This is a genomic window from Motilibacter deserti (assembly GCF_011250635.1).
GTDB classification, from domain to species: Bacteria; Actinomycetota; Actinomycetes; order Motilibacterales; family Motilibacteraceae; genus Motilibacter_A; species Motilibacter_A deserti.
On the sequence record NZ_JAANNP010000002.1, the window covers coordinates 717402 to 733420 of the forward strand.

General features: G+C 73.3%; 12 protein-coding genes and 1 tRNA gene. 6 read left to right on the forward strand and 7 right to left on the reverse strand.

Annotation, left to right across the window (positions count from 1 at the left end; translation table 11 throughout):
- The first annotated feature begins 58 nt into the window (after positions 1–58).
- The 4 genes from G9H71_RS08160 (at position 59) to G9H71_RS08175 (ending at position 6951) form a co-directional block, all read left to right on the forward strand.
- Positions 59–1390, forward strand: a complete 1332-nt coding sequence (locus tag G9H71_RS08160; RefSeq protein ID WP_331272835.1) for an MFS transporter — start codon at positions 59–61, stop codon at positions 1388–1390.
- 207 nt (positions 1391–1597) lie between these two features.
- Positions 1598–3220, forward strand: coding sequence for an amidase family protein (locus tag G9H71_RS08165; protein ID WP_166280448.1), 1623 nt, complete (start codon positions 1598–1600; stop codon positions 3218–3220).
- Positions 3221–3651: 431 nt separating this feature from the next.
- A complete protein-coding gene (locus G9H71_RS08170; RefSeq protein ID WP_166280449.1) occupies positions 3652–5400 on the forward strand; it encodes a serine/threonine-protein kinase in 1749 nt (582 codons plus the stop codon).
- Between the two features lie 63 nt (positions 5401–5463).
- Positions 5464–6951 (forward strand): MFS transporter, encoded by a 1488-nt coding sequence (locus G9H71_RS08175; RefSeq protein ID WP_331272836.1) that lies wholly within the window; start codon positions 5464–5466, stop codon positions 6949–6951.
- Positions 6952–7094: 143 nt separating this feature from the next.
- Here the strand turns inward: G9H71_RS08175 and G9H71_RS08180 are convergent, their stop codons facing one another.
- The 4 genes from G9H71_RS08180 to G9H71_RS08195 form a co-directional block, all read right to left on the reverse strand.
- Positions 7095–8756, reverse strand: coding sequence for a catalase (locus tag G9H71_RS08180; protein ID WP_166280450.1), 1662 nt, complete (start codon positions 8754–8756; stop codon positions 7095–7097).
- Positions 8753–9214: a Fur family transcriptional regulator gene (locus G9H71_RS08185; RefSeq protein WP_166280451.1), complete on the reverse strand. Its 462-nt coding sequence runs from the start codon at positions 9212–9214 to the stop codon at positions 8753–8755. The genes G9H71_RS08180 and G9H71_RS08185 overlap by 4 nt, the downstream gene beginning before the upstream one ends.
- An 84-nt stretch (positions 9215–9298) precedes the next feature.
- On the reverse strand, positions 9299–9739 hold the full coding sequence (locus G9H71_RS08190) for a SufE family protein (protein WP_166280452.1): 441 nt from the start codon (positions 9737–9739) through the stop codon (positions 9299–9301).
- Positions 9736–10617, reverse strand: a complete 882-nt coding sequence (locus G9H71_RS08195; RefSeq protein ID WP_166280453.1) for a sulfurtransferase — start codon at positions 10615–10617, stop codon at positions 9736–9738. The genes G9H71_RS08190 and G9H71_RS08195 overlap by 4 nt, the downstream gene beginning before the upstream one ends.
- Before the next feature lie 102 nt (positions 10618–10719).
- Between G9H71_RS08195 and G9H71_RS08200 the strand changes: the two genes are divergently transcribed.
- Positions 10720–11553 carry a serine hydrolase domain-containing protein gene (locus G9H71_RS08200; RefSeq protein ID WP_331272838.1) on the forward strand — a complete coding sequence of 278 codons (834 nt, stop codon included), beginning with the start codon at positions 10720–10722 and terminating at the stop codon, positions 11551–11553.
- Positions 11554–11565: 12 nt separating this feature from the next.
- Here G9H71_RS08200 and G9H71_RS08205 read toward each other — a convergent pair whose 3' ends face one another.
- The 3 genes from G9H71_RS08205 to G9H71_RS08215 all read right to left on the reverse strand — a co-directional run bounded on the left by G9H71_RS08205 (position 11566) and on the right by G9H71_RS08215 (position 14195).
- Positions 11566–11787 carry a hypothetical protein gene (locus G9H71_RS08205; protein WP_166280456.1) on the reverse strand — a complete coding sequence of 74 codons (222 nt, stop codon included), beginning with the start codon at positions 11785–11787 and terminating at the stop codon, positions 11566–11568.
- 60 nt (positions 11788–11847) lie between these two features.
- Complete coding sequence (locus G9H71_RS08210) at positions 11848–13404, reverse strand: ATP-dependent DNA ligase (protein WP_166280458.1); 1557 nt, start codon at positions 13402–13404, stop codon at positions 11848–11850.
- Between the two features lie 182 nt (positions 13405–13586).
- Positions 13587–14195: a sigma-70 family RNA polymerase sigma factor gene (locus tag G9H71_RS08215; RefSeq protein WP_331272839.1), complete on the reverse strand. Its 609-nt coding sequence runs from the start codon at positions 14193–14195 to the stop codon at positions 13587–13589.
- Between the two features lie 428 nt (positions 14196–14623).
- Here G9H71_RS08215 and G9H71_RS08220 point away from each other — a divergent pair.
- Positions 14624–14696: transfer RNA gene (locus G9H71_RS08220), tRNA-Trp, on the forward strand.
- Positions 14697–16019: the final 1323 nt, after the last annotated feature.

Here is a 16019-nt window from a genome sequence, read left to right on the forward strand (position 1 = left end):
GCCGAAGGGGCAATCGCCGCGGAGCAGATTTAGCTGCCTCGACGTACCATCGGCACACGTGACCGTCCTGACCGAAGCCGCCCCGCAGCCCTCGCTCCACGCTCGCCGCGGCTACGTGGTCTGGGGCGTCGCGGTCCTGGCCTACCTCGTCGCGGTCTTCCACCGCTCCTCGCTCGGCGTCGCCGGCATCGAGGCCTCGGACCGGCTCGGCATCACAGCCGCGGTGCTGTCCCTCCTCTCGCTGGTGCAGCTCGCGGTCTACGCCGCCATGCAGGTCCCGGTGGGCCTGCTGCTCGACCGCTTCGGCTCGCGCCGCCTGATCGTCACCGGCGGCCTGCTCATGGCCGTCGGCCAGCTCGCGCTCGCCTCGACCGACTCGCTGGCCGCCGCCATCGCCGCGCGCGCCGTGCTCGGCTGCGGCGACGCGCTGACCTTCATCAGCGTGCTGCGGTTGGTCGCGGTGTGGCTGCCGCCCCGGCGCAACCCGGTGTTCGTCCAGCTGACCGGGCAGGTCGGCGCGCTCGGCGCGGTGCTCGCCTCCTATCCGCTCGTCGCGGCGCTGCACGGGCCCGGCTGGACCGCGGCGTTCGGCACGGCGGCGGCGGTCGGGGGGCTGGTCGCGCTGGTCGCCGCCCTCGTCGTGCACGACTCGCCCGCCGGCCGCGCGCCGCGCCGGACGGAGCCGGACGGTGCCGCCGTACGCCGCCAGCTCGCCGCCTCCTGGCGCGAGCCGGGCACGCGGCTGGGCTTCTGGACCCACCTGGTCACCCAGTTCTCGGCCACGGTCTTCACGCTGCTCTGGGGCTACCCCTTCCTAGTCATCGCCGAGGACCGGTCGCCCGGCACCGCCGCCGGCCTGCTGACCCTGCTCACGCTGACCAGCGTCGTCGTGGGACCGCTCATGGGCGCGCTCATCGGGCGGCACCCGTTCCACCGCTCCTTGGTCGTGCTGGCCGTCGTCGGCGCCACCGCAGCGGCGTGGGCGCTGGTGCTCGCCTGGCCCGGGCAGGCCCCGATCCCGCTGCTCGTCCTGCTCGTGCTCGTGCTCGGCGTCAACGGCCCCGGCGCGATGATCGGGTTCGACTACGCGCGGACGTTCAACCCCATGACGCGCATGGGCAGCGCGACCGGGATCGTCAACGTCGGCGGCTTCTTCTCCGCCCTCTGCGTCATCGTCGCCGTCGGCGTCGTCGTCAGCGCGCTCTCGCCGAGCGGCGGCTACGGGGCGTCGGCGCTGCGCTGGGGCCTGACCGTGCAGTACGTGGTCTGGGTCGTCGGCGCGGTCCAGGTGGTCCGGCTGCGCCGGCTGGCCCGCAGGAGCCTCGCGGCGAGCGACCCCGACGCGTACGCCGCCCTCCGCCGCGGCGAGGTGCGGCCGGTCGGCGTCTGACCGGCCGCGATCTTCCCCGACCGACCGCTCGGGACCGGCCCACGGTGGAGCGCCCTGCCTGCCGCTGTCGGTCGTCGTCCCAGCCCCTGTTAACGCCGCGTAAGGCTTGCATTTCGAGATTCACACGCGGGATGGACAATTGCGCGGACAGTGATTGGGTTGCGTCCGGCAACATGCCCACTTCCTGATCGAGGAGCGCAGCCCACCGTGTCTCTGCTGTCCCTTTCGCGGCGTCGACAGTTCGCGGCCCTCGGCGCCGCGTCCGTCCTCGCCGGCCTCGGAGCCACCCTCGCGACGACCGGCGACTCGGCCGTCGCCGACTCCCACCCGACCACCGACCTCTTCGACATCGAGACCGTGACGGTCCCGGAGCTGCAGAGCCTCCTGACGGCGAAGAAGATCGACGCCGTCGACCTCGCCGAGCTCTATCTCGAGCGCATCGAGCAGATCAACTCCAAGGGCCCGAGCATCAATGCGGTCCAGATCATCAACCCGAACTGGAAGCGCGAGGCCAAGGACACCGACCAGCTGCGCAAGAAGGGCGTGGACCTCGGCCCGATGATGGGCGTCCCGGTGTTGATCAAGGACAACATCGACCTCAAGGGCGTACCCAACACAGCTGGCTCCCTCGCGCTCGCCGACAACTTCCCGGTCGACGACTCCCCGCTCGTGAAGCAGCTGCGCAAGGCCGGCGCGGTGATCCTCGGCAAGACCAAGCTCAGCGAGTTCGCGAACTTCCTCACGTCAGGGATGCCCTCGGGCTACAGCTCGCTCGGCGGGCAGGTGCTCAACCCCTACGACACGAGCCAGACCCCGAGCGGGTCCAGCTCGGGCACGGGCGCGGGCATCGCGGCCGCCATGGGCCCGGTCGGCATCGGCACCGAGACCTCGGGGTCGATCCTCAGCCCCTCGAACGCGAACTCCCTCGCCGGCGTCAAGCCGACCCTCGGCCTGGTGAGCCGCACCGGGATCATCCCGATCTCCGGCGCCCAGGACACCGCAGGGCCGATGGGCCGCCACGTCGCCGACGTCGCCGCGCTCCTGTCGGCGATGACCGGGGTCGACCCGGCCGACCCGGCGACGGCCTCGTCGGCCTCGCTCGTCGGGCACGACTTCACGAAGGACCTCTCGACGACCGCACTGCAGGGCACGCGGATCGGCGTCCTCACCAACGGCGCGCCGACCGGGGACTCGCTCGCGTTGTGGAACGGCGCGCTCGCGACGCTGCAGGCAGAGGGCGCCACGCTGGTCCCGATCACGCTCTCGACGGCAGGGCCCGCCTCGACGGTGCTGACCTATGACTTCAAGGCCGACCTCAACACCTACCTGCAGACGCGCACCCAGCCGAACTACGTGATGAAGGACATCACCAAGGTCGCCGACTACTACCGCGCGCACCCGAAGGAGACGCAGAAGTTCGGCGCGACCCAGCTGTTCGCCTCCGAGGCCGTGGACCTCGCCGGCGCCAGGGCCCGCCGCGACGCGGACCGGGCGGCGGACCTGGTCGCGAGCAAGGACCGCATCGACGCCGTCATGGCGGCGAACGACCTCGACACGATCCTCTTCCAGTCCAGCGCCTCGGCCGGGATCGGCGCCAAGGCCGGCTACCCCACCGTCATCGTGCCTGCGGGCTACCAGGCCAGCACCCGTCGCCCGTTCGGCATCGGCTTCCTCGGCAAGGCCTACACCGAGCCGGCGCTGCTCGGCTTCGCCTACGACTACGAGCAGGCCTCGAAGCTCTGGGCCCCGCCCTCGGAGGTCAACCCGGCCAGCTTCCGCTGCGTGGGGATCGACGAGAAGGCCGCGCCGGCGTACGGGTGCGCGCCCTGACCAGCACCTGACCTGGATCCAGCGGGCCGGCCCTGCACGCCGGCACCAGATCGACCAGCGACGGCACGTCCGGGACTCCCGGACGTGCCGTCCTGCTTCTCGGGCGTGTCGGCCGGAAGTTTCACTCGTGCTACCGGTTAGCAACGCATCGTTACGATCCTGAGACTTCGGGGGGCTTGTCCGCGGCGGCGCCGCTCGGCTTGTATTGCCGCCGGCGGGCGCAACGAGGCGCCCGCCCCCCTGGCTCGCGCCGAGACCCACAGGGTCGGCGCCGAACGTCCCTCCCGCTCTCCAACCCACTGCCGCCGGGCACCGGCGCCGCCGAGACGGCTGGCCTCGGCAGGCGCACCCCGCTGGTCGGCCTGCGCCGACTGCCCGACGCGCCGGTCGCGCTGCCCCCGGCGGGCAGGTCCCGCGGTTACGGTGCTGCGGTGGGAGAGCCCGTGCGCGCCGAGGAGCGCCTCGGCCCGTACCGCCTGCTCGGGCGCGTCGGCGAAGGCGGCATGGGCGTCGTCCACCTCGCTCTGGACCCCGACGGCCGAGCCGTGGCCGTCAAGGTGCTCCGACCCCATCTCGTCGGCGACCCGGACGGCCGCGCCCGCCTGCGCCGCGAGGCCGAGGCCCTCCAGCTCGTCGTCGGGGAGCACGTGGCCGCTGTGGTCGACGTCGACGTCGACGGCCCGACGCCGTACCTCGCCATGCGCTACGTGCAGGGGCGCTCGCTGCCCGAGCACGTCGGAGCCCACGGCCCGCTGCGCGGCGACGCGCTGCGCGAGGTCGTGGTCGGGCTCGCGCGCGCGCTCGTCGCGATCCACTCGGTCGGCGTCGTCCACCGCGACCTCAAGCCCGGCAACGTCCTGCTGGCTGACGGCTCGCCCGTGGTCGTCGACTTCGGGGTCGCGCTGCTCGCCGACGACGTACGGCTGACCTCGACCGGCCTGCTGCTCGGGACCCCGGGCTACGTCGCGCCCGAGGTCCTCGGCGGGCAGCGGGCGACCCCGGCCTCCGACATCTCCTCCTGGGGCGCCACGGTCACGTACGCCGCCACGGGGCGCCCGCCGTACGGCACCGGCCACCTCGAGGGCGTGCTGCACCGCGTGCTGACCGGCGCCCTCGACCTCGAGGGCGTGCCCGCCTGGCTGCTGCCGCTCGTCCGTGCCGCCTGCACCCTCGACCCGGCCGAGCGCCCGACGGCGCAGGCGCTCCTGGCCGCCGCCGAGGACGGGCTGCCGCTGGTGCCCGTCCGGGCCGAGCCCGTCCCCCGGCCGGCGCCTGGCGTGCGGGCCTGGGCGGTCGACGCCGGGCACCGGCCGGCCGCCCCGCAGGAGGGCGACCCCGATCACGAGGGCGACCCCGATCACGAGGGCTACGCCGAGCACGAGGGCTACGCCGAGCACGAGGGCCACGCCGAGCACGAGGGCTACGCCGAGCACGCTGGCCACGCCGAGCCATGGCAGGGCGCCGGACCCGCTGGGACGGGCTGGAGGGCGCATCCTGCGGGCGCCGGCCTCGAGACCGCCCTGCTCGACCTGCCCGGCGAGCTCGCCGAGCCCGCGGCCGACGGGCCGCCGGCACCTCCTGCGCACCAGCGCCCGCACCCGGTGCTGGGGCTGCTCCTCGGGCTGGCCCTGGTGGCCGCCGCCGTCGCGGCCCCGGTCCTCGCGGCGGTGGCCGCGCTCGCCCTGAGCGTCGTGTTCCGGGCGGTCGACGCCGCCGGCTGTGCGCGCCGACGCCGGCTCGCGGCGTACGGGCCACGGCGCAGCGACTCCGTCGTCGCCGCGGCGAGCCTGCCGTGGCACCTGCTGCGCGGGGCGCTGGGCGCGCTCGCGTCGCTCCCGCTCGCACTGCTGGCGGGCGCACTGGCGGTGGTCCCCCTCCTCGCGTCCGGTGCCGTGCCCCTCGACGGGCTGCCCGACCGCCTCACCGACCCGGCGGACCACCCGGACGACCAAGCGCTGCTGGACCCGCTGCTGGCCGGCGCCGCGGCGCTTGCGCTGGCCGGGACCCTGCTCGGCCCGGGCCGGCGCGCCGTACGCCGCGGCTTCTCCCGCACGGTCGACGCCCTGGTGCCTGAGCTCCGTGGCCGGGTGGCGGCGGGGATGCTGCTCGCCCTCGGCGGCCTCGCGCTCGCCGCGGCGGCGGCCGCCGCGTACCCCGTGCTCTGGCCGTTCTCCCGGTAGGAACCGGGAAAATCTGGCGCGCTCGAGCGTGTGAACCTCCCGCCTGCGGGTGAGCCTGGGACGGTGACCTCGGCACCCTCGCGCGCAGCACAGCCGGACCCGAGCCCGCCGGGGGAGGGGGAGGACCCGCACCGGTGGCGGGCACTGGCCGTCTGCCTCGTCGCGGCGTTCATGACGCTGCTCGACGTCAGCATCGTCAACGTCGCGCTGCCCTCGATCGAGGAGGGGCTCGACGCCAGCGAGAGCGACCTGCAGTGGATCCTGTCCGGGTACGCCGTGGCGTTCGGCCTGCTGCTCGTCCCGGCCGGCCGGCTCGGCGACGCGAAGGGCCGACGGCTGCTGCTCGTCGTCGGCATCGCCTCCTTCACGGCCGCGAGCGTGCTCTGCGGCCTCGCGACGAACTCCGCGTTCCTCGCGATCGCCCGGCTGCTGCAGGGCGCGGCCGCCGGCCTGGTGATCCCGCAGAACGCCGGCGTGATCCAGCAGATGTTCCGCGGCAAGGAGCGCGGCCAGGCGTTCGGGCTGCTCGGCGCGGTGATCGGGCTGTCGACCGCGATCGGCCCGCTCGCCGGCGGGCTGCTCATCCAGGCCTTCGGCGAGGAGAACGGCTGGCGCTACGTCTTCCTCGTGAACCTGCCGATCGGCCTGGTGCTGCTCCCGTTCGCCTGGAAGCTGCTGCCGGGACGCACGCGAGGGAAGGGCGACGACAGCCTCGACCCGGTGGGCGTCGTCCTGCTCGGGGCGGCCGTCGTGCTCGTGCTGCTGCCGCTCGTCGAGGAGCGCGAGTGGGAGACGGCGGCGAAGTGGCTGCTGCTGCCCCTGGCGGCGCTGGTCCTCGCAGCGTTCGTGCTGTGGGAGCGCAGGTACGGCCGTACCGGCCGGTCGCCCGTCGTGGACCTCGCGCTCTTCCGCCGCAGGTCCTACACGCTCGGCAACGCGATCGGGACGGTCTACTTCGCCGGGTTCACCGGGATCTTCTTCGTCTACACCCTCTTCCTGCAGCAGGGGCGCGGCTACTCCGCCTTGGAGGCCGGCCTGGCACAGATCCCCTTCGCCATCGGCTCCGGCATCGCGAGCGGGATCGGCGGACGGCTCGTGCACCGGGCGGGCCGCCGGCTCGTCGTCGTCGGGCTGGCGCTCGTCGCCGTCGGCCTGATCGCGTGCGACGTCCTCGTCAGCGAGGTCGAAGGAGGGGGCATCGGCTGGGCGCTCGCGCTGCCGCTCTTCGTCGCCGGTGCCGGCAGCGGCTTCGTCATCGCGCCGAACACGTCGATCGCACTGTCGGAGGTGCCGCCCGCCGAGAGCGGGAGCGCGTCCGGCGTGCTGCAGACCGGACAGCGAGTGGGCACGGCGCTGGGCATCGCGGTCGTCGGCGTCGCGTTCTTCGGCGCGCTCGAGGGCTCACGCGGGCAGGACTGGGCCGGCGCGCTCGAGGACGGGTTCCGCATCTCCACGGCCTTCGTCGTGCTGGCGCTGCTGCTGGGGCTGGCCGACCTGCTCAGCGGGCGGCGGCGGCGTACGCCCGACCGAGCACCCGCCTCCCCGCGCTGATCATGCACATGTGGCGAGTTGTCCACAGCTCGCGCTGTGGGCAACTCGCCACTTGCGCTTGATCGCTGGGGAGGGTGGAACAGACGGCGACGGCCGCCGTACCCGTCGGGGTACGGCGGCCGTCGGTGTTGCCGAAGCGTGCGTCAGCGGGTGACGACCACGTGCTCATTCGGGACGCAGTGCGTCATCTTCAGGCCGGTGACGTCTCGCGGGCCGTTCTTGCCGAGGTTGGACAGGCGCTCCCGGTCCTCGTCGGTCAGCGTCTGCGACTGCAGCGGCTCGAGGTGGCGGACGTCATCCGGGGAGATGCCGAGGCCCTCACCCACGCGCAGGCCGAGCTCGTCGTCGACGAGAAGGAAGTGCCACACCATGCGCTCCTGCACCTCGCGGACCGCCTGGCCGATGTTCTCGACGAAGTTCTTGACCAGGTCGTCCTTCTCCCACTGCTCCATGAGCTGGTAGCGCTGCCCGGCCTGCTTGTAGTCGTTGGTCCGGGGGATGCGCTTGCGGGTGAGGCGGCCGGTGATGACCGGGCCCTGCTCGTCGTGCGTCGGGTACTGCGCCTCGCGCAGGCCGCCCGTGATCGACGGCTCGTAGTTGACGTGCGGGTTCTGGCCGGCGCCGAGGTCCACGCCGTAGGACATCTGGCCGCCGCGCTGGTTGGTGTGCACCTTCGCGTTCTTCGCCGAGTTGATCGGCAGCTGAAGGTAGTTCGGGCCCACCCGGTAGCGCTGGGTGTCGCTGTAGGAGAACGTGCGGCCGACGAGCATCTTGTCGTCAGAGAAGTCCATGCCGTCAACGAGGACGCCGGTGCCGAACGCGCTCTGCTCGTTCTCGTTGTGGTGGTCATCGACGTTGCGGTTCAGCGTCATCGTGCCGACGAGCTTGGGCTCGAACTCGTTCTCCGGCCAGACCTTGGTGTCGTCCAGCGGGTCGAAGTCCAGCTCGGGGTGCTCGTCGTCGCTCATCAGCTGGACGTAGAGGTCCCACTGGGGGTAGTTGCCCGACTCGATGGCCTCGTAGAGGTCCTTCGTGGCGTGGCCCAGGTCGTTGGCCTGGATGTTCGCCGCGTCGTCGGCCGTCAGCGACTTGACGCCCTGCTTGGGGATCCAGTGGTACTTGACCAGGTGCGTCTCGCCCTCGGCGTTGACCCACTTGTAGGTGTTGACGCCGAAGCCCTGCATGTGGCGGTAGTCCGCCGGGATGCCGCGCGGGCTGAAAAGGTTCACCAGCATGTGCATGGCCTCCGGCGTCTGCGACATGAAGTCGAAGATGCGGGCCGGCTCCTGGCGGAACGTGATGGGGTCGGGCTTGAGCGAGTGGATGACGTCGGGGAACTTGATGGCGTCGCGGATGAAGAAGACGGCGAGGTTGTTGCCGACGATGTCCCAGTTGCCGTCCTCGGTGTAGAACTTCACCGCGAAGCCGCGCGGGTCACGCGCCGCCTCGGAGGAGTCCCGGCCACCGATGACCGTGGAGAAGCGGATCGCGAGGTCGGTCTTCTTGCCGGCGGTGTTGAAGAGCTTGGCGCGGGTGTAGCGCTCGATGGGCTCGTCACCCCACTTGCCGGTGGCCTCGAACTCGCCGTACGCCACGAACCCGCGCGCGTGGACGACGCGCTCGGGGATGCGCTCGCGGTCGAAGTGGCTGATCTTCTCGAGGAACTGGTAGTTCTCGAGCGTCGCCGGCCCGCGGGCGCCGACCGTCCGCTGGTTCTGGTTGTCGTAGACCGGGTGGCCCTGGCGATTGGTGAGGATCGCCCGGTCGTCCCCAGCCTGGGGTCCCTTGCTCGCGACGTCGGTCACGCGCTCTCCTCCATCTCGTCGTCGTTCACTGACTTGATCTGCTGCCGGGCGTGGCAGTCGGGGCAGAGCCCCCACCACGTGACCTCGGCCTCGTCCAGCACGAAGCCTGCTGCGCTCGAGGGGACGAGGCAGGGTGCCTCACCCACGGCGCAGTCGACGTCCTGCATCGCGCCGCACGAGCGGCACACGATGTGGTGGTGGTTGTCGGCGACCCGCGCCTCGTAGCGCGCGGCCGAGCCGGCCGGCTCAATGCGGCGCAGCAGCCCCGCGCTCGTGAGCGCGGTGAGGACGTCGTACGCCCCCTGCACGCTCAGCGCGCCGAGCCGCTTGCGCGCGGCCCGCACGACCTCATCGGCCGTGAGGTGCTGGCGCTCCGCCTCGAGCACGGCCAGGACCGCCACCCGAGGAGCGGTGGGCCGCAGCCCCGCCGAGCGCAGCCGTGCCGCCGTCTCCTCCACGGGCTCCACCCTCCCGCGAGGAGCATGATCCAGTCAAGAACTTGAGACGTTCAAGTTTGCGTGTCGCCCGTCCGGCAGAGGCCGTCAGGCGGCGGCTCGCAGCTGCCCCTTCACCCGGGCCAGCATCGCGGCCATGCCACGCAGCCGCAGCGGGCTGACGAGCTCGGCGAGGCCCAGCCGCAGATAGAAGTCGTCCGGCACGGCGAGGACCGTCTCCGGCGCCTCGCCGTCGAGGCCGGCGTGCAGGATGCCGGCGAACCCGCGCGTCGTCGGCGCCTCCTTCGGGGCGTCGAAGAAGAGGCGCACCTGCCGGGCCGAGCCCCCGGGCCCCTCGAGCTCGACCGTGAGGAAGAGCGGGGACTGGCACTCGTGCACCTGCTCCATCGCGCTGTGGTCGGCGGTCAAGCGCTCGGGGAGCTCGGGCAGCTCGTTGCCCAGCTCGAGCAGGAGCTGGAGCCGGTCGCGGGCGGGGACCGCCGCGAAGTCGTCCACGACCTCCGCGAGCGCGGCGGGCAGCTCGCTCACGCCGACGCCCCCTTCTCGATCGGCACCCGGACGCTGTTGCCCCACTCGGTCCACGAGCCGTCGTAGTTGCGGACCTTGTCGTAGCCGAGCAGGTGGGTCAGCACGAACCAGGTGTGCGACGAGCGCTCGCCGATGCGGCAGTAGACGACGACATCATCGCCCGCCGACAGCCCGGCCTCGCCCTCGTAGATCGCGCGCAGCTCCTCGACCGGCTTGAACGTCGCGTCCTCGGCGGCGGCGCGCGCCCACGGGACGTTGCGCGCGCCGGGCACGTGGCCGCCGCGCATCGCCCCCTCCTGCGGGTAGTCCGGCATGTGCAGCAGCTCGCCGGAGAACTCGCCGGGGGAGCGGACGTCGATCATCGGCTTGCCCACGTGGGCGAGGACGTCCTCCTTGAACGCGCGGACCGCCGCGTCGTCGCGCTCGACCACCGGGTAGTCGGCGCGCGGGCGCTCCGCCACGTCGGTCGTCAGCTCGCGGCCCTCGGCAACCCACTTGGCCCGGCCGCCGTCGAGCAGCCGCACGTCGGCGTGGCCGAACAGGGTGAACACCCAGAGCGCGTACGCCGCCCACCAGTTGTTGCGGTCGCCGTAGAACACGACGGTCGTGTCGCGTCCGATGCCCTTGGCCGCCATGAGCTCGGCAAAGCGCGCGCCGTCGACGTAGTCGCGGGTGACCGGGTCGTTGAGCTCGGTGTGCCAGTCGACCTTCACCGCGCCCGGCACGTGCCCCGTGTCGTAGAGCAGCACGTCCTCGTCGGACTCGACGACGACCAGCCCGGCGTCGCCGAGGTGCTCGGCCAGCCAGTCGGTGGTGACCAGCCGCTCGGGATGGGCGTACTGGGCGAGCTTGGGGTCGGTGTCCTGCGGCAGGGTCATCCACGGCTCCTCGAGGTCCTCGCGTGCCGGCGCCGGCACGGCTCGAATCCTGCCAACGCTCCCGGGCTCGCCACGCTTCCGGGTGGCCCTAGGGTCGTCGCCGTGACGTCGAGGATCGGAGACACCCTGCCCGCCGTCGAGGCCTGGCCGGTGACGACGGCCGCCGTCGGCGTGGTCGCACGGGACGGGACGCTGCTCGGGGCGCACGGGCCGCTGGACACCGAGTTCCGGCTCGCGTCCGTCACCAAGCTGCTCACGGCGTACGCGGTGCTCGTCGCGGTCGAGGAGGAGGCGGTCTCGCTCGACGACCCGGCCGGGCCGCCGGGAGCCACCGTCCGTCACCTGCTCGCTCACGCCAGCGGGGTGTCGCCGGACTCGGCCGCCGTCGTCGCGTCGGCGGTCGGCGCGCGCCGGGTCTACAGCAACGCCGGCTACGAGCTGCTCGCGGGCGCCGTCGAGGCGGCGACCGGCATGCCGTTCGCGGCGTACCTGCGCGAGGGCGTGCTCGCACCGCTCGGCATGACGTCGACGGCGCTGCCCGGGTCCGCCGCCCGGGACGGCGTGTCGACGCTCGAGGACCTGCTCGCCTTCGCCCGCGAGCTGCAGGCGCCGCAGCTGCTCCATCCCGACACGCTCGCCGGCGCGACCTCCGTGCAGTTCCCGGGGCTGGCCGGCGTCCTGCCCGGCTACGGCCGTCAGGACCCCAACGACTGGGGCCTGGGGCCGGAGCTGCGCGGGACGAAGGCGCCGCACTGGATGGCCGCGGCGGCCAGCCCGCGGGCCTTCGGCCACTTCGGCCAGAGCGGCACGTACCTCTGGGTCGACCCGGAGGCCGGAGCCGCCTGCGTGTGCCTGACGGACCGCGCGTTCGGCGAGTGGGCCGCGCAGGCCTGGCAGCCGTTCAACGACGAGGTGCTCGACGCCGTACGCGGCTGACCCGCGAGCGCGTCAGCTGGAGCTGCTGCCCGTCACCTGCGCGAGCAGCTCGTGGCAGCGCTCGGCACGCCGGGCGTCCTCCTCCGCGCACTGGGCGAAGAACTCCTTGATGTCGGCGTGGTCATGGGCGTCCTGCTGGTACTTGTCGTAGGCCTGAGCGGCCTTCAACGCGTGGTACTGCACGCTGATGAGGTCGTAGACGACGTCGTCGGCAGGGGTGTGCTCGGAGGCCATCGGTGCTCCTTCGGACCGGCGGGACGTGCTCGCCCGTGCGCATTCCCGCTCCGGCGCGGCTCATCCCGACGACTCGCCGGTCGCGCGAGCGCGGTCGAAGACCGCTCGGACGGCGTCGACCGTGTCGGCCTCCGCAGCGGTCTTGTCCGGCCGGTGGCGGATCACGCGGGCGAAACGCAGCGCCATGCCGGCCGGGTAGCGCGTCGACGCCTGGACCCCGTCGAACGCGATCTCCACGACGAGCTCAGGCCGGACGACCACGCCCCAGCCCGCCTGCTCAACGGCCAGCTCCAGCAGCGCGGTCGTCTGCCACTGCAGCATCGCGTCGGTGAGGCCCTTGAACGTCTTCCCGAGCATCACGAAACCGCCGTCGAGGCCCCGGGCGCCGAGGTGGAGGTTCGAGAGCCACCCCCGGCGCCGGCCCGACCCCCACTCGGCCGCGAGGACGACCAGGTCGAGGGTGTGCACGGGCTTGACCTTCAGCCACGCGGCACCGCGGCGGCCCGCCTCGTAGGGCGCGTCCAGGGCCTTGACCACCACGCCCTCGTGACCGCGGGCGAGCGCGCTGGCGGAGAAGGCCGCCGCGGCGTGCTCGTCCTCGGGCCCGGTGACGACCACCCGCCGTACGCGCATCGCCTCCGGCGCGAGCGCGGCGAGCCGGTCGTGGCGCTCGGCCGTGCTCGCGGTGAGGAGGTCCTCGCCGTCGACGTGCAGGACGTCGAAGAAGGCGGCCGAGAGGGGCGCCCTGGCGCGCGCAGTGGGAACGTCCACCCGGGACCCCGTCCGGGCGGCGGTCTCCTGGAAAGGACGCGGCCGGCCGTCGGCCCCGAGGGCGAGCGCCTCCCCGTCAAGGACGAGCTCGTCCGCCGGCAGCGTGCGCACGGCTTCCACGACCTCGGGCAGGCGGGACGTGACGTCGTCAAGGGTCCGAGTGAAGACCGCGATGTCGTCCCCGCGCCGGTGCACCTGCACCCGGATGCCGTCGAGCTTCTCCTCGACGGCAGCCGGCCCGGCCTTGCCCAGCGCCTCCGCGACGTCCGCGGCGGTCGAGGCGAGCATCGGATGGACGGGGCGCCCGACCTCGAGCCGGAAGCGGGCAAGGGCCGCCGACCCCTCGGCCAGCAGGGCCTCCGCCACCGGCGGTGTCGCCCCGCGCAGCATGACGGCTCGCCGGACCTCGGCGAGCGGCGCGTCGGTGGCCCGTGCGAGGCCCTCGACGACCAGCGCGTCCAACGCGCCCTGGCGCAGCTCACCCAGCGCGAGCCCGCGCAGCAGCCGCTGCTCCGGCTCGGTGGCGCGGGCGAAGAGCGCCTCCAGCAGCCGGCGTCGCTCGCCCTGCGCGCCCGCGCCGGCCACCTCGGCGATGGCGGACCAGGCGCGGTCGGCCTCGAGGACGTCCAGGGTCGGTGCCTGCGCCGGCGGGGGCAGCTCGCGCAACGACGCCCAGCCCACGCCGGTCCGGCGCTGGGTGAGCTCTCCGGCGAGGTAGGCCGCGACCACGACCGCTTCGGCCGGGGTGGCGGCGGTGAGGGCGGCGGCGATGCGCTCGACCTTCGCCCGGCGCGAGCGGGTGGCGGCGACCTCGGCGGAGGCGGCGGCGACGGCGGCGAGCAGCACGTACGCATCCTGCCCCTGGGCACCGACAGTGCACGCCCGGGCGGGCGTGGCCGCCTCGCCCGCCTCGATGGGGACCGCCGAAGCGGCTTCGGGCGTGGAGACACGACAGCCCGCCGCGGCGGGTGCCGGGCGGGCTGTCGTGCCAGCGGTCACATGGCTTGTGGTGGCCTTTGTCCCTCTGCCTACGCGGCGCCGAGCGCCGCCGGCCGCAGGCGCTCCACGGCGGCGAGGCCCCTGCGGGCCGCCGACGGCTGCGGGGCGCGGTGGGCGAGCGCCACGCGCAGGAGGGCACGGCCCCGGTGCAGCCGGCTGCGCACCGTCCCGAGCTTGACGCCGAGCGCGTCGGCCACCTGCTCGTAGGCCATGCCCTCGAGGTCGCAGAGCACGACGGCTGCGCGGTACGCCGGAGGCAGGCCCGCGATGGCGGCGCGGACGTCGACGTCGAGGTGGGCGGCCTGCCACGCCTCCTCGGAGGAAGGGGCGGCCGCGGACGACGCGACCAGCTCGTCGTTCTCCGTCGGCTCGATGAGGAGGCGCTTGCGCCGCCGCCAGCGGTCGCGGAAGAGGTTCATGGTGATGCGCGTGACCCACCCGTCGAAGTTGCCCTCGGTGTAGGTGTGCAACGAGCGGAAGATGCGGACGAAGACGTCGTGTGTGAGGTCCTCGGCGTCCGACGCCGTCCCCGTCAGGCGGTAGGCGAGCCGGTAGACGCGCGGCTGCTGCTCCTGGACGATGCGCTCCCAGTCGGCCGGTCCCAGCAGCCCCGTCGCGCTGGGGCCTTCGACCGACACCGTGCCCGATCCTTCGCTCCTCATGGCTAAGAGGAAACCGGTCGACCACGAAAGCAGCCCGAAAGGCAGCTGGGAATCGGCTGTGCGTCGTAGAAGGGCTCCGAGCGCGGGGTGCGCGACGGCAGGGGCCGACTGCTGCGAGAACCATGGCGCGACCGAGGGCGCGGTGCAGCCGGACGCTGCGCGGCTGCTCGGGGCTCGCTTGGGGCTGAGCCGGATCCGGCTTGGGGCTGGGCCGGGGCTGGGCCAGAGCTGGGGGCGGGCGGGGGCTGGCCGGGGCGGGCGGGAGCTGGCCGGGGCTGGCTCCGGCTCGTCGAGCGACGAAGGCGATGTGGCGACCGGGCGGAGCGAAGAGCAGTGGTGCCCCGGGCCCCGTCGGCACACGGTATGGTGACGGCGCGCGCAGGGCGTTCGTCCGTGCCGCGCGGAGGGGCGTAGCTCAACTGGCAGAGCAGCGGTCTCCAAAACCGCAGGTTGCAGGTTCAAGTCCTGTCGCCCCTGCATCGGCCGGGATGGGCGTGAGTCACCTCATGCCCGTCCCGGCCTTCGCCGTTCCGCGCCTGGTCGTTCGGGCCTTGGTCGTCCCGGAGCGCCCGGTCGTGCGCGGTTCCTGCCGGAGAACTCCGGGCGCCAACGCTGCTGCCTGCTGCGGCGCCTTGGCTCTCTCGCGACGCCGGTCTCCTCGTTCGCTCGTTCTGATGCGCTCCATTGGAGCCACCTGGGCCTGGCTCGGCTGCGGTGGCGACTCGCTGTCAAGGCGGCAATCCGGGTCGGCCAGGTCAGCGCCCGTCGCCGGCCATCGGCGGCGCCGGCCGGGCCTGGTCGCGGGCGGCCGGCGCGGCTGCCGGTCCGCTAGGCGCACAGGCCCCCAACGCCGCGGGCGACCGCGTCGTCAATCACCGGCCGCACCCCAAGGCAGTAGGGGCCTCGCGGCCCGGAAGCGGAGCCGGGCGCGGGAAGAGGCGCCCGGGACACCGGCGGGAGGAGCGGGGCCTCTTGCGGCAGAGCGACGCATCGTCACGGAGAGAACGGCCGCGGTGGCGGGGTGGGGGTGGCTGAGGGGTTGGGAGTGCGCTGGGGAGTGGGCGTGGCTGAGGGGTTGGGAGTGCGCTGGGGAGTGGGCGTGGCTGAGGAGAGGCTGGTCAGCACGGGCTGCACGATCGCCGGGCGGGACATCGTGGTCGGGGCGCCGTGGCCGATCACGGGCAGACGACCGGGCAGCACCGAGGACGGGGCGCGGACCGCGCTGCACGTCATGGAGCCCTCGTCTGCCGGCCGTTGCAGGACCGCGAGCTCGGTCCTCAAGGCGGGCGCAGGCCTGCCGATGAGTTTTTGGTCGCCGCAGCGAGGCCGTGCGCCGGGGGTCCGACGCACGGACGCGCTGCGTCGCGGAGCGAGGAAGGAGCTGTCGTAGGCCTCTCGGGCAGGTGGCTGCCGCATGTCGGGTGAGTGGCCACGTCGCTGGCGCGTCCTCGGGGCACTGGAGGCGCCGCTGAGAAGCGTTGTCCGGCGCGGGTCCCATCGGCCAGGGGGCGAAGTTGACCTGGCCCCCGGGGATGTGTAAGTTATCTCCTCGTGCCTCGGGAGAGGGACGCGGTGATCGGAGCCTGCTCCGGACGGCGCTCCCTTCGGAGAAACAGCCCAGCGGGACCTGCTAAGGTTTCAACCGCGCGGCAACAGGGAAGACGGCCGAGAGGCCGGCTCCTCAAGCCGCCGGAAGGAACGCTACAGTTTCTTCCGCTAGGCAGCAAGGCAAAAGGCTGAAGTCGTGAGACGGAAAGCCGGCCGAGAAAGTCTGGTAGGCTTTCGGAGCGAGGTCGGGGC